The following is a 24,521-nucleotide window of genomic DNA, read 5'->3' on the forward strand; positions in this document are numbered from 1 at the left end:
TAATCGTTCATATCTTTCCTATTCGCAAACCAGCAACCTTTATTAATTTTTGGTCTGTATTCCAACATGCATGATCAAAGTCGCGATCAACGGGTACGGCACCATCGGTAAGCGAGTCGCCGATGCGGTCGCCGCACAGCCCGACATGGAAGTGATAGGGGTCTCAAAGACCAGCGTCTCCGCCGAGGCGTACATCGCAAAAGAGCGCGGGTATCCCCTCTACATCGCAGATCTCAGCAAAAAGCCGACGTTCGAGAAGGCCGGCATCGAGGTCACCGGTGACGTCGATGCGATGCTGAAAGCCGCCGACGTCATCGTGGACGCCACCCCCGGCGGCGTCGGGGAGAAGAACCGGCCGATCTACGAGAAACTCGGCAAAAAAGCGATCTTCCAGGGCGGCGAGGACCACGAGGTCGCCGGATTCTCGTTCAACGCCCACGCGAACTACAACGAGGCCGAAGGACACCAGTTTGCCCGGGTCGTCTCGTGCAACACTACCGGGCTCGTCCGGGTCATCCATGCGATGGATCAGGCCTTCGGCGTCGAGCGGGTCCGGGCAGTGATGGTCCGGCGCGGAGCGGACCCCGACGACGTGAAAAAGGGACCGATCGACGCGATCGTTCTCAACCCGGCGTCCATCCCGAGCCACCACGGCCCCGATCTCCAGACCGTCCTCCCACACATAAACATCGTCACCCTCGCGATGATCGTCCCGACGACGTTTATGCACATGCACAGCATCCAGATGGACTTAAAGAAGGAGACCACCCGGGACGAGGTGCTGAAGGTCTTTGAGAACCACAGCCGGATCGGGCTCGTCCGCAAGACCATGGGGATCAAGAGCAACGCCCAGCTCCGGGAGTACACCCAGGACCTCGGCCGGCCGAGAACCGACCTCTGGGAGAACGGGGTCTTCGAGGAATCGGTCTCTATCCTCGACGGCAAGGAGTTCTACTGCTTCCAGGCCATCCACCAGGAGGCCGACGTCGTCCCTGAGAACATCGACTGCATCCGCGCCCTGGTGGGAACGGTAAAGGATCCGGAGGAGTCCATCCGGATGACCAACGAAGCGCTCGGTCTCGTCGCCATAGGGTGAACGGCCGGGCAGGGGAGCCGGAGGAGGAAGAAGGATTAACTCCCCGGCAAACCCATTCTTTTTAATGGATCCGTACGAACTGGTGACGCGAAATACGGTAGAGGTTGTCACCGACGAGGAACTGCGAGCGCTCATCGACCGTCCGGTCAGGCGGGTCTACACCGGCTACGAGCCGAGCGGGGAGATCCACCTCGGCCACATGGTGACGGTGAACAAGCTGATGGACCTGCAGCAGGCAGGGTTCGAGGTGACGGTGCTCATCGCCGACCTCCACGCGTTCTTAAACCGCAAGGGGACCATGGAGGAGATCCGGGAGACGGCCGAGTACAACCGCCTCTGCTTCGAGGGGCTCGGCCTCCGCGGCGCAAACTATGTCCTCGGCTCGGACGTGCAGCTCACGCCGGAGTACGAACTTGCCGTCCTCGAACTCTCCCAGGCGATCACCCTCAACCGGGCGAAGAGGAGCATGGACGAGGTCGGGCGGCAGATGGATAACCCGACGGTCTCTCAGATGGTCTACCCGATCATGCAGATGGTCGATATCGCGACCCTGAAGGTGGACGCCGCCGTCGGGGGAATCGACCAGCGAAAGATTCACATGCTCGCACGGGAACACCTCCCCTCGATCGGGTATCCGGCGCCGGTCTGCATCCATACGCCGATCATCAACGGCCTCGACGGGAAGAAGATGTCGTCGTCGGCCGGAAACGTCATATCGGTCGCCGACTCCGAGGAGGATATCAAAAAGAAGATGAAGAAGGCGTTCTGCCCGCCCGAGGTCGAGAACAACCCCGTGCTCGAGATCCTGCGCTACCACGTCTTCCCCCGGACCGGGGCGGTCGCCATCCGCCGGCCCGCGAAGTTCGGCGGCGACCGGGAGTTTGCTGCCTACGAGGACCTCGAGCGTGCCTACGCGGCTGGCGAGATTCACCCGCTGGACCTCAAGACCGCCGCCGCCGACCATCTCATCGATATCCTCGCCCCCGTACACGATTACGTCTGCAACAGGTGAACCGGCCGTGGGCCAGCAAGACGAACATGAGCGGTTCGACCGCAAGATCGAGGCGATGGGCGTCAGGATAAAAGACGCCGATACGGTGAAGGTACGGGAGGATGTCTTCGACGAGGTCACCCTCCTCGCGCTCTACAAGCTCGTCCACAAGAAACTGATCACGGTCATCGGGGGGCCGATCAGCACCGGGAAAGAGGCGAACGTCTTTTATGGCGAGCGCGACGGGCGGGGGCTTGCCATCAAGATCTACCGTATCCAGACCGCGAACTTCAAGGCGATGACCGAGTACCTCGCAGGGGACCGCCGGTTCTCGAACGTCCGGGGAACGCGCAAGGGCCTCATCTTCGCCTGGACGAAGAAAGAGTTCAGCAACCTCGCCCGGGCGCACGAGGCGGGGATCCCGGTCCCCGAACCGCTTGCGTTCGATCGAAACATCCTCCTGATGACGTTCCTCGGGCGTGACGAGGTGCCGTATCCGCAGCTCCGGAACGCCGAGGTCGAGGATTACGGGGCAGTATACCGGCAGGTCCTCGGTTACGTGGAGCGCCTCTACCAGGAGGCTCGCCTGGTTCACGCCGATCTCTCCGAATACAATATCCTCTACCACGAGAAACCATACCTGATCGATATGGGGCAGGCGGTCACCCTGGATCACCCGCGGGCGCCCGTGTTTCTGATCCGGGATATCAAGAACCTTAATCGATATTTCTCCCGCTACTGCGACGTGCAGGACGAGCAGGAGATCATCAAAACGCTCGTCGGCACCGAACGCCGGGAGCCCTGAACACCGGGAGAAGGGATGCAACCATGACCACACAGGAGATAAAAGTTTCAACGGCGAGAATCGGTGTACTCATCGGCAAAAGCGGGTCCACGAAACGCGAAATTGAGGAGAAGACCGGGATAACCCTCTCTGTCGACAGCGAGGAGGGGATGGTGACGATCGAGGGGGAGGACCCCGTCGCCGTCATGACGGCGACAAACGTCGTCTCCGCGATCAACCGGGGGTTCTCGCCGGAGCGTGCGTTCCGGCTCCTCGAAGACGAAGACATGATGCTCGATATCCTCGACCTCGCCGACCTCTCAGGGACGACCCGGCAGCTCGAGCGGCTCCGGGGCCGGATCATCGGCAAGGCGGGGACGTCCCGCGCCCAGATCGAGGATATGACCAGCACGGAGATCTCGGTCCACGGGAAGACCGTCGCAATCATCGGGCTCCCGGACCAGGCCGAGACCGCGAGAAAAGCAATCGAGATGCTGATCCAGGGCGTACCCCACGAGCACGTCTACGGGTTCCTCGATCGGAAGAAGAAGGAAGCCAAACAGTCGATGCTGGAGTATTACTCGTGATAGGGGCAGGAACGGTCGACCCTGCCCATGGCCATGACGATACGTGGAATGTGCGGTTTGCAGTGGAAATGAAGGGGTGTACATGGAGATAGCCGACCTCCCAGTTCCGCCGGATCTCGCGGACGGCTACATCGACCGCGGAATCAGGGAACTCTACCCGCCGCAGGCCGCCTGCGTCGAAGCGGGCCTTTTTTCGGGGAAAAACCTCCTGATCGCCATCCCGACCGCGAGCGGCAAGACCCTGGTCGCCGAGATGGGGATGCACCACCAGGTGGGGAGGGGCGGCAAGTGCCTCTACATCGTTCCTCTGCGGGCGCTCGCGAGCGAGAAGTTCGAGGAGTTCTCGGGGAAAGGCCTTCGTGTCGGGATCGCAACCGGCGACTTCGACCGGCGGGACGAGTACCTGGGAAGGAACGACATCATCGTCGCGACAAGCGAGAAAGTGGACTCGCTCCTGCGGAACCGGACACCGTGGCTCTCGGAGATCAGCCTGCTGGTCGTCGACGAGGCGCACCTGATCGACGACCCCTCACGGGGGGCGACGCTCGAGATGGTGATCGCAAAACTCCGGCACAAGAACCCGGATATGCAGATCATCGCCCTCTCGGCGACCATCGGGAACCCTGCCGATCTCGCCGGGTGGCTGGATGCCGAACTCGTCGAGAGCGAGTGGCGGCCGGTCGACCTCCGGGAAGGAGTATTCTTCGAGGAATGCATCCGGTTTTCCGACAGCACCCGCCAGGTCGAGCGCCGGAGCAAGTACGAGGACCTGGACCTCGTCCTCGACACGGTCGCGGAGGGGGGGCAATGCCTGGTCTTCGTCAGTTCCCGCAAAAACGCCGAGGCGTTTGCGAAACGGGCCGCTTCAGGGCTGAAACTCGCAAACCCCGTCCTCGCCGGCTACGCCGACAAGCTCCGGTCGAACGCCGCGACCGATATGGGAAAGACCCTCGCCGCCTGCGTCGCCCAGGGAGCGGCGTTCCACCACGCGGGGCTCTCGCGGGAGGAGCGCCAGATCGTTGAAGCGGGATTCCGCGAGGGGCAGATCAAGGCGATCGCCTCGACTCCAACGCTCGCGGCCGGCCTGAATCTGCCCGCCCGGCGGGTGATCGTCCGCGACTACCTCCGGTTCAACGCCGGGGAAGGGATGGTCCCGATCCCGGTCCGGGAGTACCGGCAGATGGCCGGGCGGGCCGGGCGGCCGCGCCTCGACCCCTACGGCGAGGCCGTCCTGATCGCGAAGTCCGAGGAGATGGTTGACGAGCTCTTCGACTGCTACATCGAGGCGCCGGCGGAAGACGTCCGGAGCCGGTGCGCGGACGAGGCGGTTCTCTGCACCCACATCCTCTCGCTCATCGCCACCAACTTCGCCCGCGAACGCGGCGAGGTGCTCGGGTTCATGGACGGGACGTTCTACGCCCACCAGGGCGAGAGCCCGCGGGCGCTCTCGCGGGCGGTCGACCGGGTGCTCGAGTTCCTGCGCGAGAGCGAGATGATCACCGAGGTGGGGGAGTGGCTCGAGGCCACCGAGTACGGCTCGCTCGTCTCCCGGCTCTACATCGATCCTCGGAGCGCGGAGGTGATCGTGACGGCGATGACGGGCCAGAAGGACTACACCGACATCGGCCTTCTGCACCTCCTCTGCTCGACACCGGATATGCCGACGCTCTATGTCAGGAGAAACGACATGTACGTCCTCGACCGGTTCCTCGCCGACCACCGGGACGACCTCTGGATGGAGATCCCCTGGGACGCGGGCGAGGGGTTCGACCGGAGCCTCAAGACCGCGCTCCTCCTCTCCGACTGGGCGGACGAGGTGGGTGAAGACGTGATCTGCGAGCGCTACAGCGTCGGCCCGGGCGACGTCTACGGGATGGTCGAGAGCGTTGCCTGGCTGGTCCACGCGAGCCGGCAACTCGCCGGGCTCTTCGCCCCGCACCTCAAGGCCCCCATCGAGGAGATGGAACTCCGGACGAAGCACGGTATCAAGAAGGAGCTCCTGCCCCTCATCAGGATCCGCGGGATCGGCCGGGTCCGGGCCCGCCGGCTCTTCAACAACGGTATCGACTCGATCGAGGCGCTCCGGGAGGCGGGGCCGGAGAAGGTCGGGAAGGTTCTCGGGCAGGGGATCGCCGCACAGGTCTTCGAGCAGCTCGATGGTGTCCGTGACGAGATCGCGAATGCCGGCGAGGAGCAGTCGACCCTCTCCCGGTTCGGGTGAATGGAAGATGGCAGAACCAGAGATAGCATGCGAAGTCTACTGGGCGGTCTTTACGATCGATGACAAGATCGGGTTTTTAAACGAGATCCGGGAGATCGCCGACGAGTTTGAGACGCACATCATCCTCTTCGACGCCGACCGCCTGGCAGGGCGGGATCACGTGGAGGCGGCACTCCGGCACGCCTGGCGGTCGTGGACCCGGGGCGACCCGATCGCAAACTCAATCGAGATGGAGGCGCTCCTCTACGCCGCGGGAACCCGGCAGTGCCAGGTGGCCTCGTCCTTCGGGATTCACCCGGGAGAGAACCGGTCGTACGTCGCCGTCTGTCCCCCGGCGCCCGGCGTCCAGGGTCGCCTTGCCGATCTCGTGACGTTCTTCGATGACGACCTGGAGGAGGAGATCGACCCCGTGAAACGGGCGCGCCTCGCGGACCTCTTCTCGATCACCCCCGAGGAGGTCGCAGTGGTCGGGGAGGGGCGGTTCCGCGACCTGGTGCTTGAGCGGGTGGCGCTCCTCGACGTCTACCGCTGACCTCCAACCGATTTTACGCACTCTTCGCGGCAACGGGAGCGGCCAGATCACCGTCGCTCACGCCATGGGTTGCCTCGCGCGAAGAGCGATGGCCCGAAGGGCCGGAGCTTGAACACCGTTAGGCGCGAAGGCGCGAAGATTGGTTTATCCGAGAGGAACTCCCCTTCGCGGCTTCGCGTCCTTCGCGTGAGGCTATATCGCTATCTGCACCCGTCAGATCACGCGAAGAACGACTTCCCCTTTGGGGAAGGAGTTTGAGAAGCCATAGGCTTCGAGCCGCGAAGAACGCGAAGACCCGTATTCTTCACACCTCCGGCGCTCGAGCCCCTATCCTGACGATAGTCGTACTTCGCGTGAGGTGGCCACCCTCCGCAAGTGAAACAGCCTGCTCTCACCGGCCAGCCCCGGCGTGGGTCAGGATGTGCCGGATCTCGGGGATGATGATCTCTTTTGCGGCGAGGGTGACCGCCTTCGTCGAACCCGGGATGCAGAAGACCGCCCGGCCGTCGACGACGCCTGCGATCGCCCGCGAGAGGATCGCGGCGGTCCCGATCTCTTCGTAGCTCTTCAGCCGGAAGAGTTCCCCGAACCCGTCGATTATCTTTTCAAGAAGCGGCGCGACGGCTTCGATGGTCACGTCGTCGGAGGTGAGGCCGGTGCCCCCGGTGACGATGACGCAGTTGGCGCACGAGAGCGCCGCCCGGACCTCGGAGCGGATCCGCGCGAGGTCGTCGGGAACGATGGCGTAGTGGGTCACCTCGATCTCCGCGGCGGAGAGGAGGTCGATGAGCGCCTTTCCGCTGGTGTCGGTCTCGGGCGTCCGGGTTGAAGAGACGGTGATGACGGCACCGTTCACGGTGAGGGGTTTTAGGTGATTACTTTCCATAGAGAATCTTCCAGTACCCCTGTACCGCGTATTTTACTTCTTTGTATCCCCCCGCAAAGCGGGATGCAATCCCCGACCCCTTTGTTTCGACTGGAACTATGACGGTTCACCCCGGGCTGGAGGGAGCGACGGTGCAGGACGGGAGGAGAGGATCTGCGGATCCCTGATTGACGAATCCAGTTCATAGGAGATAGTTAACAGGATCCGGGCCGGCAGGAGAGTTTTTCGATCCGATCCACCGGACCTGTTCAAGGGAGGAGATGCAACCTGTCTGGAGCAACAACTCGATTCACCTTGATGGGAACCTGGTCCCGGAGGAGTACCGATCCGTCCAGGAGAGTAAGCGCGGTCTTGACTGACAGTTGATCGGTCCGGCGACAGGATGATCGGGGATGGGTACTGTGCCATCCTCTTCTCACTCTGAACTCTTCCTCCCTGTTCCGTACCCCCATCTCCCCATTTTCGAACTTTTTCCTTCTGGTTCGTACACCTATCTCCCCATTTTCGAACTTTTTCCTTCTGGTTCGTACACCTATCTCCCCATTTTCGAACTTTTTCCTTCTGGTTCGTACACCTATCTCCCCATTTTCGAACTCTTTTCTTCCGGTTCCGTACGCCTATCCCTCTACCCCGAACTCTTCTTTTTCTACCTAATCCTCCTCTTTCCTCGCTCTATGCTTCTGTTTACCTGCTCTGCAGCCGTTTCTTCCTGTCCTGTACATTTTCCATAAAATTATATAGTTTGAGTTGAAGAGGTACACATGACTATCGTCATCACTTTTTGATTGAATGATACAGGTCGTATCATCATCACCTTCCAGTCGAAACAAAGGGGTGGGGGCGATCCAGGATTTTCTCCCGCCATGTCCCCTGATGCCGTCGCTATCCTGAACAGCTCATCGACATTCCACCGGTATTCAACGGTCCTCTGTTCCACTGGAAACGAAGGGGTTATCTGTCCTGAAAACGATCAACTTAAGGGTCCTTGGCACGAAAACTACCTGTCCTGGCAACCCCCTCCGGTGACATCATGTCGGACGATAAAACAAACCCAATGGGATTATTCAAGAAATACCTGACCAATAGACGTATATTTAAAAACAGGGAAGTGCTCCGACACAGCTATCGTCCTCAGATCCTCCCTCACCGGAAGCCGCAGATCGATGAGCTCGCCTCAATTCTTGCGCCGGCCCTCACGAACGAGACCCCGTCAAACATCCTCATCTACGGCAAGACCGGGACCGGGAAGACGGCGTCAGCCCGGTACGTGGGAACGGAGCTCGAGAACGCCAGCGCCCTCGCCGGGACGAAGTGCAGGATCGTTCACCTCAACTGTGAGGTGATTGATACCCAATACCGGGTCCTCGCCCAGATAGCAAACGGCCTCGACGACGCCGACGAGCACCCGAGCGACAGCACGAGGAGCCATATCCCTATGACCGGGTGGCCGACCGATCAGGTTTACGCGGAGCTCAAAAACCAGCTTGAGAGCAGCGGCGGGGTCATGGTCATCGTCCTCGACGAGATCGACAAACTCGTCAAGAAGAGCGGCGACGACACCCTTTACAATCTCACCCGGATCAACTCCGACCTCAAGTTCGCCAAGGTCAGCATCATTGGCATCTCAAACGACCTCCGGTTCACCGACTTCCTGGACCCCAGGGTGCTCTCGTCGCTCTCTGAAGAGGAGATCGTCTTCCCGCCCTATAACGCACCGCAGCTCTGCGATATCCTCCAGCAGAGGGCCGATCTGGCATTCGTCGAGGGAGCACTCGGCGAGACAGTCATCCCGCTCTGTGCGGCGCTCGCGGCGCAGGAGCACGGCGACGCCCGGCGGGCGCTCGACCTTCTCCGGGTCTCGGGCGAACTCGCGGACCGCGCAAACGCCGCTGGTGTGGCCGAGAAGCACGTCCGGATGGCCCAGGAGAAGATCGAGACCGACAGCATGGTCGAGTGCATCTCCACCCTCCCGACCCAGAGCAAGGCGGTTCTCTACGCGATGCTGATCCTCGAGCAGATGGGCAAACGGATCTTCACAAGCGGCGAGGTCACAGTAGTCTACCGCGAGATCGCCCGGATCATCGATCTCGACATCCTGACGCATCGCCGGATCACGGACCTCATCTCTGAACTCAACATGCTCGGTGTCATCAACACCCGGGTCGTCTCGCGAGGCCGCTATGGCCGGACGAAGGAGATGTGGTTCGATGCAGCGACAAGCAAGATCGAGGAGGTCGTCACGCGCGATCCGAGGCTGGATGACCAGAGACTTAAGGAACTCGACATCAACCGTTTAAGATCAATGTTTAGGTGAAACTATGGAAGAGAAGGATCGTATCCTCCTCCAGCTCCTGGAGGAGAACTGCCGCACCCCGTTAAGCGAACTTGCGGTGCTGGCCGAGGTGAGTGAAGAGGACGCGAATGACCGGATCGGTCGGCTGGAAGCGGCAGGTGCCATCTGCCGCTACGGGGCGGTCGTCGACTGGGAGCGGGCCGGCGACGGCAATGTCGCAGCAGTGATCGAGCTGAAGGTCTCACCCGAGCGGGACTTCGGCTACGACCGGATTGCCGAACGGATATCCCGGTTCCCGCAGGTCCGGTCGCTCCGGCTCATGACCGGGGCCTATGACCTCCAGCTCCTGGTCGCCGGGCCGAGCATGCACGAGATCGCCCGGTTCGTCGCCGAGCAAATCGCTCCGATGGACCGGATCCGCGAGACGGCGACGCATATCATCATGAAAACCTACAAGGAGAACGGCACTGTCTTCGCCGAGCGCGAAGAGGTTGAGCGTCTCCCCTACTCGTTCTGAGGTGAGATACGTGAGAGATTTCATCTCGGAACGGGTCCGCGCGATACCGCCGTCGGGCATCAGGAGATTCTTCGATATCGCCCAGACGATGGAGGACGTCATCTCCCTGGGTGTCGGCGAACCGGACTTCGTGACCCCCTGGTGCGTTTGCGAGGCGTCCATCTACTCGATCGAGCAGGGGTCGACTGCCTACACCTCGAACACGGGGACGCCCCAGCTCCGGGGCGCTATCAGCCGCTACCTTGATACCCGGTTTAATACCCACTACGACCCCGAAGAGGAGATCATCGTGACCTGCGGCGTCTCGGAAGCGGCCGATATCGCTATCCGGGCCATCACGGATCCGGGAGACGAGGTGCTGGTTGCGGAGCCCTGCTACGTCTCCTACACCCCCTGTGTCTCCCTCGCCGGCGGGACCCCGGTTTCCGTCCCCTGTCGGGCGGAGAACGAGTTCCGGCTGACGGCCGATGCACTCGCGGAACGGATCACGGCGCGGACGAAGGCCCTGGTAGCAAACTTCCCGAACAACCCCACCGGCGGGGTGATGCATGAGGCGGACTGGCGCGCTATTGCCGATCTCCTGGTCGATCACGACCTCCTCCTCATCAGCGACGAGGTCTACGCCGAGCTCACCTACGACGGCGACCATTTCTCACCGGCAGCGATCCCCGAACTCCGTGATCGAACGATCACCTTAAACGGGTTCTCGAAGGCCTTTGCCATGACCGGGTGGCGGATCGGCTACCTCTGCGCTCCCCCGGAGATCGCCGCGGCGGCCCTGAAGATCCATCAGTATGTCGCGCTCTGCGCTCCTGTCATGGGGCAGATCGCGGCTTATGAAGCACTCCGGAACGGGGAGGCCGAGAAGGATGCCATGGTCCGGGAGTACCGCCTCCGGCGCAACCTCTTCGTCGACGGGCTGAACAAGCTCGGTCTTGCCTGCCACGTCCCCAGGGGTGCGTTCTACGCCTTCCCCTCGGTGGAGAGCACCGGCATGAACGATACCGAATTTGCAGAGGCACTTCTGCGCGAGCAGCACGTGGCGGTGGTCCCCGGAAGCGTTCTCGGGCCTTCCGGCGTCGGGCACGTGCGGTGCGCCTATGCAGTCTCGCGCGACGATCTCAAGGAGGCCCTCTCCCGGATGGGGACCTTTCTTGAATCGATAAAATAAAAATATCCCCATAAATATTCAAACGAAAATCGAAACTCTTTTATGGCAATCCTCTTCCCGAGCAACCGATTGTCTGATGTCGGACAGAAAAACGACGGTCGGACAACCCCTTTATTTCCACTGGAGATGTGGATTTATTCTGGGATTTTGGTTGGTCGGGATCCCGTCGCACTTGTACCGGAATATGCACCCGCCCTCCTGAACCCCGGGCAGATCTTCGGGCTCGCATCCGCGCTCCGGTACATAATCTGTAATCAGATTATCATGCCGCTCCGGAGGGAAAACCCGATGTAGCAGTCTGGAATATCGCCGGGAAGAATTTTCCACTGGAAATGAAGGGGTTCAGATCCTGGCGGCAGCCGAACCGAAGATGATCGACGGGTGCCAGGATTGATATATGATGAACGCGTTGCTGGAAATGCAGGATATCCGGAATATATGGGAATATCGTGGCGCGGCGCAGACACATACCCGGCATCCCGCGCCTGCTAAAAGACCCGTCCGGGCGAAGACAATCCTTCCCCTGCCCGCACTCCGGGGTATTCAGGGCCGGCGCTCTCGCTCGGGGCTCGGAACGGCCCGGAACGGGCGGTACGGGCATTGCCAGAATTCGGTTGCCTTTAAGGGTGGTGGCCGTTCTCCCGGTATCACATTGTAACGTTTATCACCCAGTATCGCTCCATCCTACTTGATAGAACAATGAGTTGTACTATTATCGTCGGCGGGTTCTTTGGTGATGAGGGAAAAGGAAAGATAGTCGCCCACATCGCTCATCAGGACAGGCCATCCATCATCGCCCGAGGCGGCGTCGGCCCGAACGCAGGGCACACTGTCCAAGTCGGAGAGAAAGAGTACGGTGTCAGGATGGTCCCTTCGGGGTTCGTCTACCCGGAAGCGGCCCTCATGATCGGGAGCGGCGTGCTCGTCGACCCCCGGGTCTTCCTGCGGGAGGTCGACCTGGTCGACGTCCAGGGCAGGATCTTTGTCGACGGGCGTTGCGGCGTCATCGAGGAGGAGCATATCGCCCGGGATAAGGCAAGCGGCCACCTCAGGGATAAGATCGGGAGCACCGGAACCGGGTGCGGCCCGGCCAACGCGGATCGTGTTCTCCGAACGTCGCGGCAGGCGAAAGATGTCCCGGAGCTCGCGGATTTCATCACCGACGTGGCCGAGGATGTCAACAGCGCCCTGGACCGGGATGAGGTGGTCCTCCTCGAAGGAACCCAGGGCTTCGGGATCTCGCTCTACTTCGGAACCTACCCGTTCGTGACGAGCAAGGACACCTCCGCCTCGCAGATCGCCGCCGATAACGGCGTCGGCCCGACCCGGATCGACGATGTCATCGTCGTCTTCAAGGCCTACCCGACCCGGGTCGGGGAGGGTCCCTTCTCCACCGAGATGACGGCGGAGCGATCGCACGAGCTCGGGATCGAGGAGTTCGGCACCGTCACCCATCGCCAGCGCCGCATCGGCACCTGGGACGGAAAGATGGCCCGCTACTCGGCGATGATCAACGGGTGTACCCAGGCGGCGATCACCGGCATCGACCGGATCGACCCGGCCTGTTTCGGCGCGACGGAGTACGATCAGCTGACCAAAGCGGCACGGGACTTCATCGCGCAGGCCGAGAATGACATCGGCAAACCCGTCACCCTGATCTCGACGGGTCCCGAGATGTCTCAGATCATCGATCTGAGGGGCAAATTATGAGAAAAAGCCTGATGGAGATACTCTGCTGTCCGGTCTGCAAGGGCGAACTCGAACTGACCGTGACCGAGGAGGGCGGTGAGGAGGTGCTGGAGGGGACTCTCCGGTGCGCGGCGTGCAGCGTCGACTACCCCATCAGCGAGGGCATCCCGAACCTCCTCCCGCAGACCGCCTGTGAGGACTGAGTGCGTCGATGACGGAGATCCATCTCAACCGCCGGGGGATTAACGCCATTGAGGTTCCGGCCGAGGTCGAGGCGGTACCGGGGAGCGACCTTGTCCTCCGGATCGTCAACCACGGGTCGCCGCTGCACATCACCCTCGCCTCCTCAAATTCCTCGGCCTTCACCGGCTTTTTCCACGAGAACCTTTACGTGAACGGGACCGAGGAGTTCCGCATCCCCATCCGGGAGAACGTCTACCCCGGCGTCTTCAACGTCGAGGTCATCGCCGGATACGGTGCCCGGAGGGCGGAGTTCCGGGTTGTCGTCAGGGAGCGCCCGGCACCGGAGCCCGAACCGGTCGAGGTCCCGGCAACTCCGGCCGCCCCTCTGGTTCCGTTCCGGTGGCGATCCTCCATCCTGCCCCTCACTCTCGCCGCCGCTCTGGTGTTGTATGGGCTATGGTTTGTATACCGGGTTGATCTCCTGAACGCCGCTGCGTTTGCGGCGCTGTTAATCGGGGTCATCCTCACATGGCTGCAGCAGCGGTCGTAGTCGCCACGTCGCTGCTGGTGGATCGGCTGATCGGTGACCCCCGGTCCCGGTACCACCCGGTAGCGGCTCTCGGCCGGTTCATCGGGTGGTGGGGGGTCCCGGGCCGTTACCCGGCCGGTCTCCAGCGGGCTATCGGGGTTGCAGGAACCGTTCTGACCGTGGCTCTCTTTGCCGCTCCCTTTGCTCTCATCCAGTTCGCGGCTCCGTGGTACCTCTATCTCGTTCTCGCACCCTTCCTCCTCAAGGTCTGCCTTGCCTGGCGGGCGCTCGAGGAGCATGCCGCTGCCGTGGTCCGGGCGCTCGGTGACGGGGGCATCGATGCGGGCCGCCGCCGGGTCGGGATGATGGTGAGCCGGGATACGGCGCGCCTCGATCCCGAGCACGTCCTCTCGGCCGCCTACGAGTCGATGACGGAGAACCTGGTGGACAGCATCGTCTCCCCGCTCTTCTACTTCGGGCTCTTCGGGCTCGCGGGTGCCGCAGCCTTCAGAGCGGTCAATACTCTGGACGCCATGCTCGGCTACCGGGACGAGCGGCTCCGGCTGGGGTGGTTCCCGGCCCGCGCCGACGATGTTGCAAACTTCATCCCGGCGCGGATCACCGGGCTTATCCTGCTCGCCTACTTTGCGGCGAAGGGCCGGTTCGCCCCGGCCCGGGCGGCGCTTCGGCGGGATGCGAAGAAACGCCCTGGGTTCAACGGCGGGATTCCGATGGCCATCATCGCCGGCGGGGTCGGTATCCGGCTCGAGAAGCCCGGTATCTACACGATCGGCGATGCGGAGCGGACGCTCGCGGAGGCGGGCGGCGAGATCGTCCGCGCGGTCCGGGTAGCGACGATCACCTTTGCAATCTTAGAGATAGCCGCACTATTTTTATTGGGGTTCATGAGCTATACATAAGAGTAATGAAACTCGAGGAACTGAGATTTGGCACCGAGCTGATCAAGCGCGGCTTTGCGTCGATGCAGAAGGGCGGCGTCATCATGGACGTCGTCAACGCAGAGCAGGCGCAGCTCGCCGAAGAGGCCGGTGCCGTCGCCGTCATGGCGCTTGAGAGAGTCCCTGCCGATATCAGAGCGGCCGGGGGCGTGGCCCGCATGGCCGACCCGCAGAAGATCGTCGAGATCATCGATGCGGTATCCATCCCGGTGATGGGGAAGGCCCGGATCGGCCACTTCGTCGAGGCCCAGATACTGGAAGCGCTCGGCGTGGATATGGTCGACGAGAGCGAGGTCCTGACCCCCGCCGACGAGCAGTTTCATATCGATAAGACCGGGTTTGGTGTCCCGTTCGTCTGCGGCGCCCGGAACCTCGGGGAGGCGTTGCGCCGTATCAACGAGGGCGCGGCGATGATCCGGACAAAGGGCGAGGCCGGCACCGGCAACGTCGTAGAGGCGGTCCGCCACATGCGGGCGATAATGGGCGGGATCCGGGCGCTCGCCGGCCTCTCCAGCCAGGAACTCGTCGACCGGGCCCGCGAGATCGAGGCGCCGGTCGAGCTCGTCATCGAGTGCGCAAACCTCGGCCGTCTTCCCGTCGTGAACTTCTCCGCCGGCGGCATCGCGACCCCCGCAGACGCGGCGCTGATGATGCAGCTCGGTGCCGACGGTGTCTTTGTCGGATCGGGCATCTTCAAGTCCACGAACCCCGAGGCGACCGCCCGGGCGATCGTGGAGGCGGTCAACCACTATGAAGATGCAAAAGTCATCGCCGAGGTGAGCAAGGGCCTTGGAGAGGCGATGAAGGGCCTCGACGTCCATCTCCTCCGGGAAGACGAGGTGTTGCAGACCCGTGGGCGTTAAGGTCGGCGTTCTCGCGCTCCAGGGCGACGTCGCCGAGCATATCGCGGCGTTCCGCGAGGCTCTCGCGGAGAGGCCGGGTTCATCGGTCGCGGCGGTCCGGCGCGCGGAAGACCTCACGGACCTGGACGCGCTCGCGATACCGGGCGGGGAGTCCACCACCATCTCCCGGCTGATCGAGAAGAACGGGCTTTACGAGCCGCTCGCGGAGTTTGGGGGCGGGGTCTTTGCCACCTGCGCGGGGATGGTCCTCGTCTCGGACCGGGTGGACGACCCCCGGATCCGGCCCCTCTCCCGCATCCCGATGCACGTGGCGCGCAACGCCTTCGGGCGGCAGGTCGACTCCCGCGAGGCGATGCTCGAGGTTGCGGGGCTTGCCGAACCCTTCCGGGCAATCTTCATCCGGGCGCCGGTGGCGACGGACGTCGGCCCCGACGTCGAGGTGCTCGCCCGCATCACGGAGGGGATTGTTGCCGTCAGGAGCGGCCGGCACATGGCGTTCGCCTTCCACCCGGAACTCGGCGGGGATCTCCGCCTGCACCGGATGTTTCTTGAGGGGATCGGGGTATAAGGGCCCCGGATCATCCACCTATCTTTCAACTTCCGTCGTCATCTACGATCAGTTGCGCCCACGCCTCACCTTCGGCCGTCAGGCGGTAGATGATCCAGTTCCCCTGTGCCTCACCGGCGATCAGGTTCGCTTTCTTCAGGACACCAAGGTGGTAGGAGAGTTTCGAGTCTGCAATGCCGAGCACCGCCTTGACGACGCAGACACAGAGGGGCTGGACGGCGAGCATCGCGAGGATCTTTAAGCGGAGGGGGTCGGCGAGTGCGCGAAAGAGGGCGCTCTCCCTTTCCAGGGCCTCGTCCCCCGGCAGCCGCTCCATCAGTCCCGCGATGCCGCCGCACCGGCAGAGCGCCTCCTCGATCCCTTCCGGGAGGGCCATCGATTCCTGCCTGCGCGTAGTGTTCTTTTCCAACCCGGACTCAGACCCCATGTTTCAAGCAATTATGAAATGGCAGCCGATATATAGACACCGATCCGCCGGGAAAGCCTGCGCTGCCCCACCGGCTAATTCCCCTTTTTTCCATCCCCGGCCGGACCTATTTCAAACATTGCAGAAACCTTCACCATAATCTCGGCATGCTGCTAACCTAAGATTCAAACAAATTTAAAATACCCTTCGGGTGCGATCGAATGACTGAAAGAGTAACCGAGAGCGTTGATATCGCCAGTGTATTGAAAAAGCACGCGCCGACAATCGTTCTGTTAGCCGTCATCGTCGGCCTGACCGTATGGTCGTTTTCGACCGGCATGGCAGCAAAAGAAGGGGCGCCCGCTATCACGTTGACGGCGGTAATCCTGCTCATCGTTGTCGGACTGGCCGCGGGAATGCTTGGCGGAATCATCGGGACCGGCGGCTGCAGCGTCATGCTGCCGATCCTCCATTTTTACCTGGGGTATCCGGTGCCCATCGCCATAGGTACCACGCTGTTCGCTGTCATCTTTACAGCGATATCCGGGGGATACGGCCATCTGATACGGAAAAACCTGGATGTAAAAACAACCGCATGGCTTGGCGGGTTTGGCATTATCGGGGTGGTTATCGGTTCGTATGCCTTCAACCTCCTCTCGGATCAGACGGCTCTTCTGGGACTGATACTGGGCATAGCGTTCATTCTGCCTGCGGTGCGCATGATCGTCGAAGGGGTTGCGCATCGAAAGAAAAGCCAGCCGGAAGGCAATGTCATCCCCGGTTCGGAAGGGAGAAAAGGGCTGCTCGGGTTTGTCGTCGGTATTCTGACGGGGCTTGTCGGACTGGGCGGAGGATATGCTCTTGTTCCCGGTCTGATTTACCTGTTTAACGCGCCGGTGTATGTCACGATGGGAACGTCACTGGCAACGATGATCCCCCTGGCCGTCGTCGGCGGGGGCATCAAGCTCGCGGAGGGATACGTTGCAATCGGCGCTGCACTGATCCTGGCCGCCGGAACGATCGTGGGTGCACAGCTCGGTGCTGCCGTCATCAAGAAATTCCACCCGGCAACGTTGAAACTGATCTTCGGCGTCTACTTTTTGTACGTCTCGGTGAAGTTTATACTGGCGTATTTCGGGGTTGCAATATTTTAAGGAGGGGTGTCTGGCATCGGCGCTATTCCCCTTGCGACCACGGTTGGGGCGGGTAGGGGCCATTCCCGATTTAAATGCCTGCTTTGACCCATTCCATCCTGAACTGCCCGGCACGACAGCTCTTTTTTCAGGCGTCCGCAGGACTATTTCAAAAATTGGTGAAACCGTAACCTTTATGCCCGACCCCGCACACTCTAATTCAAATAAATTTGAATCGCTTGGCCCGACCCCGCACACCCATGATCGACCTGCTCATCGGCGCCCTCTCGTCAGGGCTTGCATCTGTGCTCGACTACCTCTCGGCGCACGTCCTCACCTGCCTGGTCCCGGCGTTCTTCATCGCCGGGGCCATCGCCGCGTTCGTCAAGAAGGACGCGATCCTGAAGTACTTCAGCCCGGACACTCCAAAATACATCTCCTACGGGCTGGCATCGGTCTCGGGTACGGTCCTTGCCGTCTGCAGCTGCACCATCCTCCCGATATTCGCCGGTATCCTCAAGAAGGGGAGCGGCATCGGGCCGGCGACGACGTTCCTCTTTGCCGGACCGGCCATCAACATCCTCGCGATCATCTACACCGCCCGGGTGCTCGGGTTCGACCTCGGGATAGCCCGGGCGGTCTTTGCGGTCGTTCTCGCCATCGTCATCGGGCTTTTCATGGCGCTGATCTTCCGGTCGACGGATGTCGAGACGCTCAAGCAGAGGGCGATGGCGCCGACCGTCGCCGGGGCGTGCGAGGAGGAGAAGCCGCGCTGGGTCACGCCGGCGTTCTTCGCCCTCCTGACAGGGATACTGGTCTTCGGGGCGTCGCAGCTCGAGTGGGCGCTCCGGCTCGGCATCGTCTACATCCTCACGCTCGCGATCGCCGTCCTGCTCATCTACTACTTCGATCGCGACGAGGTGACCGACTGGGGGCTGGAGACCTGGGATCTCACAAAGAAGATCTTTCCCATCCTGATCGCCGGGACGTTCCTCGTCGGGATCATCGCCTTCTTCCTCCCGCCCGAGACCTTCCAGCCCTTCTTCGGGAACAACTCGCTCGGCGCGAACTTCTTTGCGGCGATCGTCGGGATGATCCTCTACATGCCGACGCTGCTTGAGGTCCCGATCATCGGTACGACCTTCGGCTACTCGGCAGGCCTCATGGCCCCGGGACCGGCGCTTGCCCTCCTGCTCGCGGGCCCGACGATCAGCCTCCCCTCCGTTCTCGTCATCTACCGGATCGTCGGGCTGAAGAAGACGGCGGCCTACGTGGGGCTGGTGGTGGTCTTCGCGACCGTCGCCGGGTTCCTGTACGGGAACGGCATGCTGCTTATCTAGGAGAGAACCCATGGAGCCAAAGAAGCGAGAGAAACCCTGCTGCGCCGCCGAAGCCCTGCGCCGCGTCCGCCGGATCGAGGTCGGCGGGGTCGTCGTCGGGCTCGCGATGCTCGACGACATCCTGGCCGACGTTATCGATAGCGGTATCACGGCCGAGACCGCTATCGGCGACGAACTCATCAAACAGGTAAAGATCTACAACTACATCCCGAAGGAAGCGGAACCGCTCTACCGGGCGGCGCTCCTTTTAGATTACCAGAACGAGGTGAAGAAACAATGAAGGTTGAAGTGCTCGGAACCGGCTGCGCCAAGTGCAAGCGGCTTGCAAAGAACGTTGAAGCGGCGATCAAAGACCTCGGCATCGAGGCCGAACTCGTCAAGGTCGACGACATCACCGAGATCATGGACCGCGGCGTGATGCTGACCCCCGCCCTCGCCGTCGACGGGGAACTCAAGGTCTCCGGCCGGGTGGCGGATGTCAAAGAGATCAAGGAGATCCTGCAGGGGTGAGACCCCTTTTCCCCTGCAGTGGAGTCTGAGAGATGGTGCTGGTTGAAATCTTCGGAACCGGCTGCGCCAGGTGCAAGCGGATGAACAGGAACGTCGAGATCGCGGTCGGGGAGCTCGAGATCGATGCGGAGATCCGCACGATCGAGAGCCTCGATGCGATGATCGAGCGGGGCGTGATGCTGACGCCGGCGCTCTACGTCGACGGCGAGGCCAAGGTCGTCGGCCACGTCCCCTGCGTTGAGGATATCAAACAGATACTGCTTGGAGTGAAGTGAGATGACGGAACAGAACACACCCCGGTGCGTCTGTGAATCCGGGATAGAGCCGGCAGGCGGACCGAAACGGATCATCTTCGCCTGTGCCGGCGCATCGAAGGCAGGACAGCTCACAAACGAGGCTGCCGTCCGGTTAACGAAGGAAGGATACGGGAATACCGCCTGCACGGCCTCCCTCGCCGTCGGGATGCCCTCGATCAAGAAGAAGGTCGAGGCGGCGGACGAGGTGGTCGTCATCGACGGCTGCCCGGTCGGCTGCGCCCGCCAGATCGCTGAGAAGGCCGGCATCACGCCCGACCAGGAGATCTTGGTCACGGACTTCGGGATCGGGAAGGGCGGGAGCCTCGACCTCCCCGAAGAGGACGTCGAGACGGTTGTCTCCGCCGCCTGGGAGGGCAAAGGGAGAACGGAGGAGGAGAAGGAGCGCAGGCCGTCCGGTGGGTACGGCTGCGGTTGTGGATGCGAAGGATCGACGGACACCCTCGTCATCGAATGGCGGCATATCGGAAGAGACATCGAGAACACCTGCGAACGGTGCAGCGAAACCGGGAAGGCGGTGAGGGAAACAGTCGATCAGATTCGCGCAGCCCTTGAAGACGCGGGCATCACGGTCAAATTCGTCGAGAACGTCCTTCCACACGATGCGATAGCAGACTCAAACATCATCCTCTTCAACGGCGTACCACTCGAGGATCTCATCGAAGGCATGGAAGTTACCAGCACGCCCTGCTCCTCCTGTGCCTGTATCACCGGGCAGGATGATGTCGAGTGCCGTGCGGTCGATTACGGCGGCGAGCGTTACGAGTCGATCCCGCCCGAACTGATCGCCCGGGCGGTGCTGAAGGCGCTTGGGCTGGAGTGATACTGTGAAGAAGAGGACTGTCTTCGTCTGCACCCATCGTTCTGCACGCCCACAGGTGGTGGAGGGCGGGATCCGCCCCTTCTTCCCCCGGGCGAATGGGGAGATCCAGCGGGAGTTTCCCGATCCGTTGAACCTCGCCGGCACCGATGATGAGATCATGGCCGACGTCCGGCGGATCCGGGACGAGGTCACCATCCGGATTGACGCGACGTTCGGGGCGGTCTGAATGGCGTTCACCGTCATCACCTGTTCCGGGGTCTCGAATACCGGGAAACTGACGGCCCAGACCGGTGCGATGCTCCTCCGCTGCTCCTGCAGGATGGTCGAGGCGTGTATCGCGGCCACCCGGCCGACGGCGGCGCTGGAGGCTGCGGTCCGGCACGCGGATCGCATCCTGGTGCTGGACGGGTGCGGCGACTGCTGCGGGAGGAAGAAGTTACAGGCGCTCGGGGTCGAGCCGCACCTGCACATCGTCGCGACCGACTGCGGCATCGCAAAGAACGGGATGGCCGAACCCCGGTTCGACGAGATCGAGCGCCTCTCGGCCGCCGTTATGGATGCGATCAGGGGATGAATGCCGGCTCCAGACCTCTTTTGCTGGCAGGAGTCTGACCGGCTCTTTTGCTCTCCATGCCAGCTCGGGCAGGCTGCTTTCCCACCGGCGGCGATCACTTCTCCCGGTGCTCCCCCGAATGAAATATATATCCGGTTGAACAACAGGTCAGCGCAATTTCAAGATATCTTGTAATGATATCCCGGCACCAGGGGTGTCCCTGATGAGACGAACACACATGAGTAACTCCGAACCCGGGCGCACACAGGAACAGTTCCCCTGCAGCGCCCCCGCCCGGAAGATCCTGCCGATCGTTGCGCTGTCGGTCCTCCTGGCGTTGAACGCCCTCTCTGCAGGATGCACGACAGCACCCGGCGGAGCGGATGCCGCCACCGTCCCGCCGATCAACGGCACCGTCACGAAAGTCGAGGTCATCCACTTCACCGCGCCGAACCAGTGCTACTCCTGCGTGGTGCTCGGTGACTACGCCGAAGAGACCGTGAAAACACACTTCCCCGAAGAACTCGGCTCCGGGAAGGTGATCTTCGACCACATCGATATCGGCGACCCGGAAAAGAAGGAGATCGTCGAGCGCTATGGTGCGACCGGCTCGTCGCTCTGGCTCGGCACCTACGACGACCAGGGCGGATTTTACAAAGAAGAGGATACGCGGGTCTGGTACAAACTCAACGATAAACCCGGATTCATGCAGTACCTCAATGCGCTGATCGAGATGCGCCTTGCAGGGGACTTCTCGCAATGAGCCTGATGGGGTTCATGGAGACGATGGGGACGAGCAACGTTCCTCTCGTCGCCGCGTTCTTCATCGGGCTGATGATGGCTCTCTCGCCCTGCCCGCTCGCGACGAACATTGCCGCGATCGGTTATCTCTCCCGCCGGATAGGGAGCCCGGGGCAGACCCTCCTCGCCGGTTCGCTCTACAGCGCGGGGAGGATGGTCGTCTACGTCGGGCTCGCGGCGTTGATCGTCATCTTCGGCCTCTCCGTCCAGGGGATCTCGCTCTTCCTCCAGTCCTGGGGGGAGATGCTGGTCGGCCCGCTGCTGATCGCCATCGGGGTCGTGATGCTCGATCTCGTCCCGCTCCCCTCATGGGGCGGCGGCAGCGGGCGGTTTGCCGCGTTCAAGGAGCGGATCGCCGATAAGGGCCTCGCAGGGAGTTTCATCCTCGGCGTGCTCTTCGCACTGACCTTCTGCCCGTTCTCGGCGGTTCTCTTCTTTGCGATGCTGATCCCGCTGGCGCTCCGGACCTCCGACCCACTCGGGGTGCCGGCGGTCTTTGCCGTCGCGACCGCTCTGCCGGTGATCGCGTTCTCGCTGATCATGGTGACCGGGATCGCGAAGGTGGGGAATGCGATGAAGGCGGCGGAGAAGTTCGAATACTGGACGCGGCGGATCGTCGGGGTGCTCTTCATCGGGATCGGGGCCTATCTTCTCGTGGCAATGCTGGTCGCGTGACAGGCGGGAGCGAGAAAAAAGACGAAGGATGCACCGGCTCAGGAGTAAAGAAACTCTTTTCTTCCGGCTGCGGTTGCGGAACATGGATCGTCCCGAAGACGGAAGTATCCGAGCCGAAAGAGGAGTAGACGGGTAGTGCGGGGTCGAGGGCACATCCCTCCTCTCCGCAGTCTTTGAGCGGAAGACCGTGCGAACGCTGGCGGCCTCAGTGGGCCGGAATACCCTGACAGTTCCATGGCATCACCTACGGCCCGTATTCGCCTGATAACGTGTGTTTTTATATTTCAACTCTAGAGTATTCTCCAGGTTGGGTCCCGCCGTGACTGGGGAGATCGTTAACGAAATACTGAGCTGCGCACAGACGTCCGCGTCTTTCGCCGGCGGCCGGGCTGGTCGGGAGGAGATGGCATGCCGAACGTGATCGAGGTCGAAAGCCTCATAAAGACCTTCGGCGCCATAACCGCCGTGGACGGCATCTCGTTCGAGGTTCGCCGGGGCGAGATCTTCGGGTTCCTCGGGCCGAACGGCGCCGGGAAGACCACGACCACGCGGATGCTGACCGGCGTCGTCCCGATTGACGGTGGGAGTGTGAGGATCTTCGGTCATGATATCCAGAAGGAGCCGGTTCTGGCGAAACAGCGGTTCGGCGTCGTGCCCGAGACCTCGAACGCCTACGTCGACCTTACCGCGTGGCAGAACCTCATGCTGGTGGGGGACCTCTACGGGCTCGGCCGCCCCCGGGCAGAACGGCGCTCAAGCGACCTCCTCGAGACCCTCGGCCTCTCCGGGAGAAGGGACCAGAAAGTAAAGGGCTACTCGAAAGGCATGAAACAGCGGCTCATCCTCGCCATGGCGCTCCTCCACGAGCCCGAGCTCCTCTTCCTCGACGAGCCGACGAGCGGGCTTGACGTGCAGAGCACGCAGATGATCCTCGGCCTGCTGCGTGATCTCAACGCGGACGGAACCACCATCTTTCTCACCACCCATAACATGGAGGAGGCGAACCGGCTCTGCGACCGCATAGGCATCATCCGGAGCGGGAAGATGGTCGCGATCGATGCCCCCGAGAGGTTGAAGACCGCAATCGACCGCGAGCACCAGGTCGAGGTGAGCTTCGACCGGCCGGTGCCTGCAGAAGCCATTGCAGGGCTCGACGGCGTGGCCGGGGCAAGCCGGACGGGAGATGTGTGGCAGATCACCACAGGAAATCCGGACCTAACCATCAGGTCCCTGGTGGCCTTCAGCGGAGATCGCGGTGTGACGATCCTCACCCTAAACACCCTTGCCCCGTCGCTTGACAGGGCCTTCCTGCGGCTGACAGGGGAGGAGCGACCGTGAACCCGGCGGCGTACGGAGAGCAGGTGCGGCGGGCCTGGGTGATCGCGAGGAAAGACATCCGCGTCTACTACCTTAAGGGCCCGGTGCTCATCTTCGGGATCTTCATGCCGGTCTTCCTGTTCCTGGCATTCTTCCTGGGCGGCCGGCAGCTTCCTCTCGCGTTTCTCGTCTCCGGGCTTGTGGGGATGACCCTCTTCTTCACTTCGACCGCCGTTTCGCCGGCAATCTTCCCCTGGGAGGGTCAGGCAAGGACGCTCGAACGACTTGCAGCCTGCCCGGTCACCGTCGAGGCGATCGTCCTCGGGGACATGATTGCTTCCACCCTCTTCGGGATCGGGGTCACGGCAATCACCCTCCTCATTGGCCTCGGACTCGGCCTTCCCCTCCTGCACGGCATCGTGCTTGGTTTTGGAATCCTCATTGCCGCATGCTGTTTCTCAGGCCTCGGCATGCTCCTTGCAGTCCCTCCCACGAACCTGCCCTCGAATATCATGATGCTCTCCACCCTCCTGAAGTTCCCGCTCGTCTTCATATCCGGCATCTTCGTCCCCCTGGAGCAGATGCCGGCGTGGGGGCTTACGCTTGCGGCCTGCTCGCCGCTCACCTACTTCACGGACGTCGTCCGCTACGCTTTTTCCGGCGCACACTACTTCCCGGTGGCGGTCGATATCGCGGCGCTCGCCCTCTTTGCCCTGGTCTTCACCGCCGCCGCGATGCGCCTGCACAGGCGGAGCATGCCGCGGAGGCTGTGATCGGTGC

Annotated in this window: 29 protein-coding genes; 27 read left to right on the plus strand and 2 right to left on the minus strand. The window is 62.1% G+C overall.

What is annotated here, in order from left to right; genetic code table 11:
• Positions 1–70 precede the first annotated feature (70 nt).
• The 6 genes from HL657_RS01220 to cgi121 all read left to right on the plus strand — a co-directional run bounded on the left by HL657_RS01220 (position 71) and on the right by cgi121 (position 6,211).
• A complete protein-coding gene (locus HL657_RS01220) occupies positions 71–1,096 on the plus strand; it encodes a type II glyceraldehyde-3-phosphate dehydrogenase (protein ID WP_317295035.1) in 1,026 nt (341 codons plus the stop codon).
• A 64-nt stretch (positions 1,097–1,160) separates the two neighbouring features.
• Positions 1,161–2,108: a tyrosine--tRNA ligase gene (locus tag HL657_RS01225; protein ID WP_317295036.1), complete on the plus strand. Its 948-nt coding sequence runs from the start codon at positions 1,161–1,163 to the stop codon at positions 2,106–2,108.
• A 7-nt stretch (positions 2,109–2,115) separates the two neighbouring features.
• Positions 2,116–2,892, plus strand: a complete 777-nt coding sequence (locus HL657_RS01230; RefSeq protein WP_317295037.1) for a serine protein kinase RIO — start codon at positions 2,116–2,118, stop codon at positions 2,890–2,892.
• A 23-nt stretch (positions 2,893–2,915) separates the two neighbouring features.
• Entirely contained in the window at positions 2,916–3,458 is a 543-nt protein-coding gene (locus HL657_RS01235) for a KH domain-containing protein (RefSeq protein WP_317295038.1), read from the plus strand.
• 82 nt (positions 3,459–3,540) lie between these two features.
• Complete coding sequence (locus HL657_RS01240) at positions 3,541–5,679, plus strand: ATP-dependent DNA helicase (RefSeq protein WP_317295039.1); 2,139 nt, start codon at positions 3,541–3,543, stop codon at positions 5,677–5,679.
• A 7-nt stretch (positions 5,680–5,686) separates the two neighbouring features.
• Positions 5,687–6,211, plus strand: a complete 525-nt coding sequence (cgi121, locus tag HL657_RS01245) for a KEOPS complex subunit Cgi121 (RefSeq protein WP_317295040.1) — start codon at positions 5,687–5,689, stop codon at positions 6,209–6,211.
• 391 nt (positions 6,212–6,602) lie between these two features.
• Here cgi121 and HL657_RS01250 read toward each other — a convergent pair whose 3' ends face one another.
• Complete coding sequence (locus tag HL657_RS01250; RefSeq protein ID WP_317295041.1) at positions 6,603–7,097, minus strand: MogA/MoaB family molybdenum cofactor biosynthesis protein; 495 nt, start codon at positions 7,095–7,097, stop codon at positions 6,603–6,605.
• Positions 7,098–8,127: 1,030 nt separating this feature from the next.
• On the opposite strand from HL657_RS01250, the gene HL657_RS01255 reads away from it, so the two are divergent.
• The 9 genes from HL657_RS01255 to pdxT all read left to right on the plus strand — a co-directional run bounded on the left by HL657_RS01255 (position 8,128) and on the right by pdxT (position 15,869).
• Positions 8,128–9,411, plus strand: coding sequence for an ORC1-type DNA replication protein (locus HL657_RS01255; RefSeq protein WP_317295042.1), 1,284 nt, complete (start codon positions 8,128–8,130; stop codon positions 9,409–9,411).
• 4 nt (positions 9,412–9,415) lie between these two features.
• Complete coding sequence (locus HL657_RS01260) at positions 9,416–9,907, plus strand: Lrp/AsnC family transcriptional regulator (protein ID WP_317295043.1); 492 nt, start codon at positions 9,416–9,418, stop codon at positions 9,905–9,907.
• A gap of 10 nt (positions 9,908–9,917) precedes the next feature.
• Positions 9,918–11,078: an aminotransferase class I/II-fold pyridoxal phosphate-dependent enzyme gene (locus HL657_RS01265; protein WP_317295044.1), complete on the plus strand. Its 1,161-nt coding sequence runs from the start codon at positions 9,918–9,920 to the stop codon at positions 11,076–11,078.
• 699 nt (positions 11,079–11,777) lie between these two features.
• Entirely contained in the window at positions 11,778–12,788 is a 1,011-nt protein-coding gene (locus HL657_RS01270) for an adenylosuccinate synthetase (protein WP_317295045.1), read from the plus strand.
• Positions 12,785–12,970, plus strand: coding sequence for a methytransferase partner Trm112 (locus tag HL657_RS01275; protein ID WP_317295046.1), 186 nt, complete (start codon positions 12,785–12,787; stop codon positions 12,968–12,970). Before HL657_RS01270 ends, HL657_RS01275 begins: the two co-directional genes overlap by 4 nt.
• An 8-nt stretch (positions 12,971–12,978) precedes the next feature.
• A complete protein-coding gene (locus HL657_RS01280; protein WP_317295047.1) occupies positions 12,979–13,500 on the plus strand; it encodes a DUF7524 family protein in 522 nt (173 codons plus the stop codon).
• Positions 13,479–14,399, plus strand: a complete 921-nt coding sequence (gene cbiB, locus HL657_RS01285) for an adenosylcobinamide-phosphate synthase CbiB (protein WP_317295048.1) — start codon at positions 13,479–13,481, stop codon at positions 14,397–14,399. The genes HL657_RS01280 and cbiB overlap by 22 nt, the downstream gene beginning before the upstream one ends.
• Positions 14,400–14,404: 5 nt before the next feature.
• Positions 14,405–15,301, plus strand: coding sequence for a pyridoxal 5'-phosphate synthase lyase subunit PdxS (gene pdxS / locus HL657_RS01290; RefSeq protein WP_317295049.1), 897 nt, complete (start codon positions 14,405–14,407; stop codon positions 15,299–15,301).
• Entirely contained in the window at positions 15,291–15,869 is a 579-nt protein-coding gene (pdxT, locus tag HL657_RS01295; protein WP_317295050.1) for a pyridoxal 5'-phosphate synthase glutaminase subunit PdxT, read from the plus strand. Before pdxS ends, pdxT begins: the two co-directional genes overlap by 11 nt.
• 25 nt (positions 15,870–15,894) lie before the next feature.
• On the opposite strand, the gene HL657_RS01300 is transcribed toward pdxT, so the two are convergent.
• Positions 15,895–16,296 (minus strand): ArsR/SmtB family transcription factor, encoded by a 402-nt coding sequence (locus HL657_RS01300; RefSeq protein ID WP_317295051.1) that lies wholly within the window; start codon positions 16,294–16,296, stop codon positions 15,895–15,897.
• Positions 16,297–16,496: 200 nt separating this feature from the next.
• Here HL657_RS01300 and HL657_RS01305 point away from each other — a divergent pair, with 200 nt between their 5' ends.
• From HL657_RS01305 to HL657_RS01360, 12 genes are all read left to right on the plus strand, one after another.
• Positions 16,497–17,429 carry a sulfite exporter TauE/SafE family protein gene (locus HL657_RS01305; protein WP_317295052.1) on the plus strand — a complete coding sequence of 311 codons (933 nt, stop codon included), beginning with the start codon at positions 16,497–16,499 and terminating at the stop codon, positions 17,427–17,429.
• Between the two features lie 239 nt (positions 17,430–17,668).
• The gene (locus HL657_RS01310) at positions 17,669–18,748 is read left to right on the plus strand and encodes a permease (protein ID WP_317295053.1); all 1,080 of its coding nucleotides are present in this window, start codon (positions 17,669–17,671) and stop codon (positions 18,746–18,748) included.
• A 10-nt stretch (positions 18,749–18,758) separates the two neighbouring features.
• The gene (locus tag HL657_RS01315) at positions 18,759–19,028 is read left to right on the plus strand and encodes a hypothetical protein (protein WP_317295054.1); all 270 of its coding nucleotides are present in this window, start codon (positions 18,759–18,761) and stop codon (positions 19,026–19,028) included.
• Entirely contained in the window at positions 19,025–19,258 is a 234-nt protein-coding gene (locus HL657_RS01320) for a thioredoxin family protein (RefSeq protein ID WP_301676390.1), read from the plus strand. Before HL657_RS01315 ends, HL657_RS01320 begins: the two co-directional genes overlap by 4 nt.
• A 32-nt stretch (positions 19,259–19,290) precedes the next feature.
• Entirely contained in the window at positions 19,291–19,533 is a 243-nt protein-coding gene (locus HL657_RS01325; protein ID WP_301676391.1) for a thioredoxin family protein, read from the plus strand.
• 1 nt (position 19,534) lies between these two features.
• A complete protein-coding gene (locus HL657_RS01330) occupies positions 19,535–20,395 on the plus strand; it encodes a putative zinc-binding protein (RefSeq protein ID WP_317295055.1) in 861 nt (286 codons plus the stop codon).
• Positions 20,396–20,399: 4 nt separating this feature from the next.
• Entirely contained in the window at positions 20,400–20,621 is a 222-nt protein-coding gene (locus tag HL657_RS01335; protein WP_317295056.1) for a low molecular weight phosphatase family protein, read from the plus strand.
• Positions 20,622–20,969, plus strand: coding sequence for a putative zinc-binding protein (locus HL657_RS01340; protein WP_317295057.1), 348 nt, complete (start codon positions 20,622–20,624; stop codon positions 20,967–20,969).
• Between the two features lie 202 nt (positions 20,970–21,171).
• On the plus strand, positions 21,172–21,711 hold the full coding sequence (locus HL657_RS01345) for a nitrophenyl compound nitroreductase subunit ArsF family protein (RefSeq protein WP_317295058.1): 540 nt from the start codon (positions 21,172–21,174) through the stop codon (positions 21,709–21,711).
• The gene (locus HL657_RS01350; protein ID WP_317295059.1) at positions 21,708–22,424 is read left to right on the plus strand and encodes an aromatic aminobenezylarsenical efflux permease ArsG family transporter; all 717 of its coding nucleotides are present in this window, start codon (positions 21,708–21,710) and stop codon (positions 22,422–22,424) included. Before HL657_RS01345 ends, HL657_RS01350 begins: the two co-directional genes overlap by 4 nt.
• A gap of 408 nt (positions 22,425–22,832) precedes the next feature.
• Positions 22,833–23,762 (plus strand): ABC transporter ATP-binding protein, encoded by a 930-nt coding sequence (locus HL657_RS01355; protein ID WP_317295060.1) that lies wholly within the window; start codon positions 22,833–22,835, stop codon positions 23,760–23,762.
• Entirely contained in the window at positions 23,759–24,514 is a 756-nt protein-coding gene (locus HL657_RS01360; RefSeq protein ID WP_317295061.1) for an ABC transporter permease, read from the plus strand. Before HL657_RS01355 ends, HL657_RS01360 begins: the two co-directional genes overlap by 4 nt.
• Positions 24,515–24,521 lie beyond the last annotated feature (7 nt).

This window comes from Methanoculleus nereidis (genome assembly GCF_032944295.1).
Taxonomy (GTDB): domain Archaea; phylum Halobacteriota; class Methanomicrobia; order Methanomicrobiales; family Methanoculleaceae; genus Methanoculleus; species Methanoculleus nereidis.

Bases quoted from the DNA above. Each gene is read 5' to 3' on its own strand.
- HL657_RS01220 (WP_317295035.1), top strand. From the start codon at position 71: ATGATCAAAGTCGCGATCAACGGGTACGGCACCATCGGTAAGCGAGTC.
- HL657_RS01225 (WP_317295036.1), top strand. From the start codon at position 1,161: ATGGATCCGTACGAACTGGTGACGCGAAATACGGTAGAGGTTGTCACC.
- HL657_RS01235 (WP_317295038.1), top strand. From the start codon at position 2,916: ATGACCACACAGGAGATAAAAGTTTCAACGGCGAGAATCGGTGTACTC.
- HL657_RS01240 (WP_317295039.1), top strand. From the start codon at position 3,541: ATGGAGATAGCCGACCTCCCAGTTCCGCCGGATCTCGCGGACGGCTAC.
- cgi121 (WP_317295040.1), top strand. From the start codon at position 5,687: ATGGCAGAACCAGAGATAGCATGCGAAGTCTACTGGGCGGTCTTTACG.
- HL657_RS01250 (WP_317295041.1), bottom strand. From the start codon at position 7,097: ATGGAAAGTAATCACCTAAAACCCCTCACCGTGAACGGTGCCGTCATC.
- HL657_RS01255 (WP_317295042.1), top strand. From the start codon at position 8,128: ATGTCGGACGATAAAACAAACCCAATGGGATTATTCAAGAAATACCTG.
- HL657_RS01260 (WP_317295043.1), top strand. From the start codon at position 9,416: ATGGAAGAGAAGGATCGTATCCTCCTCCAGCTCCTGGAGGAGAACTGC.
- HL657_RS01270 (WP_317295045.1), top strand. From the start codon at position 11,778: ATGAGTTGTACTATTATCGTCGGCGGGTTCTTTGGTGATGAGGGAAAA.
- HL657_RS01275 (WP_317295046.1), top strand. From the start codon at position 12,785: ATGAGAAAAAGCCTGATGGAGATACTCTGCTGTCCGGTCTGCAAGGGC.
- HL657_RS01280 (WP_317295047.1), top strand. From the start codon at position 12,979: ATGACGGAGATCCATCTCAACCGCCGGGGGATTAACGCCATTGAGGTT.
- cbiB (WP_317295048.1), top strand. From the start codon at position 13,479: ATGGCTGCAGCAGCGGTCGTAGTCGCCACGTCGCTGCTGGTGGATCGG.
- pdxS (WP_317295049.1), top strand. From the start codon at position 14,405: ATGAAACTCGAGGAACTGAGATTTGGCACCGAGCTGATCAAGCGCGGC.
- HL657_RS01300 (WP_317295051.1), bottom strand. From the start codon at position 16,296: ATGGGGTCTGAGTCCGGGTTGGAAAAGAACACTACGCGCAGGCAGGAA.
- HL657_RS01305 (WP_317295052.1), top strand. From the start codon at position 16,497: ATGACTGAAAGAGTAACCGAGAGCGTTGATATCGCCAGTGTATTGAAA.
- HL657_RS01310 (WP_317295053.1), top strand. From the start codon at position 17,669: ATGATCGACCTGCTCATCGGCGCCCTCTCGTCAGGGCTTGCATCTGTG.
- HL657_RS01315 (WP_317295054.1), top strand. From the start codon at position 18,759: ATGGAGCCAAAGAAGCGAGAGAAACCCTGCTGCGCCGCCGAAGCCCTG.
- HL657_RS01320 (WP_301676390.1), top strand. From the start codon at position 19,025: ATGAAGGTTGAAGTGCTCGGAACCGGCTGCGCCAAGTGCAAGCGGCTT.
- HL657_RS01325 (WP_301676391.1), top strand. From the start codon at position 19,291: ATGGTGCTGGTTGAAATCTTCGGAACCGGCTGCGCCAGGTGCAAGCGG.
- HL657_RS01330 (WP_317295055.1), top strand. From the start codon at position 19,535: ATGACGGAACAGAACACACCCCGGTGCGTCTGTGAATCCGGGATAGAG.
- HL657_RS01340 (WP_317295057.1), top strand. From the start codon at position 20,622: ATGGCGTTCACCGTCATCACCTGTTCCGGGGTCTCGAATACCGGGAAA.
- HL657_RS01345 (WP_317295058.1), top strand. From the start codon at position 21,172: ATGAGACGAACACACATGAGTAACTCCGAACCCGGGCGCACACAGGAA.
- HL657_RS01350 (WP_317295059.1), top strand. From the start codon at position 21,708: ATGAGCCTGATGGGGTTCATGGAGACGATGGGGACGAGCAACGTTCCT.
- HL657_RS01355 (WP_317295060.1), top strand. From the start codon at position 22,833: ATGCCGAACGTGATCGAGGTCGAAAGCCTCATAAAGACCTTCGGCGCC.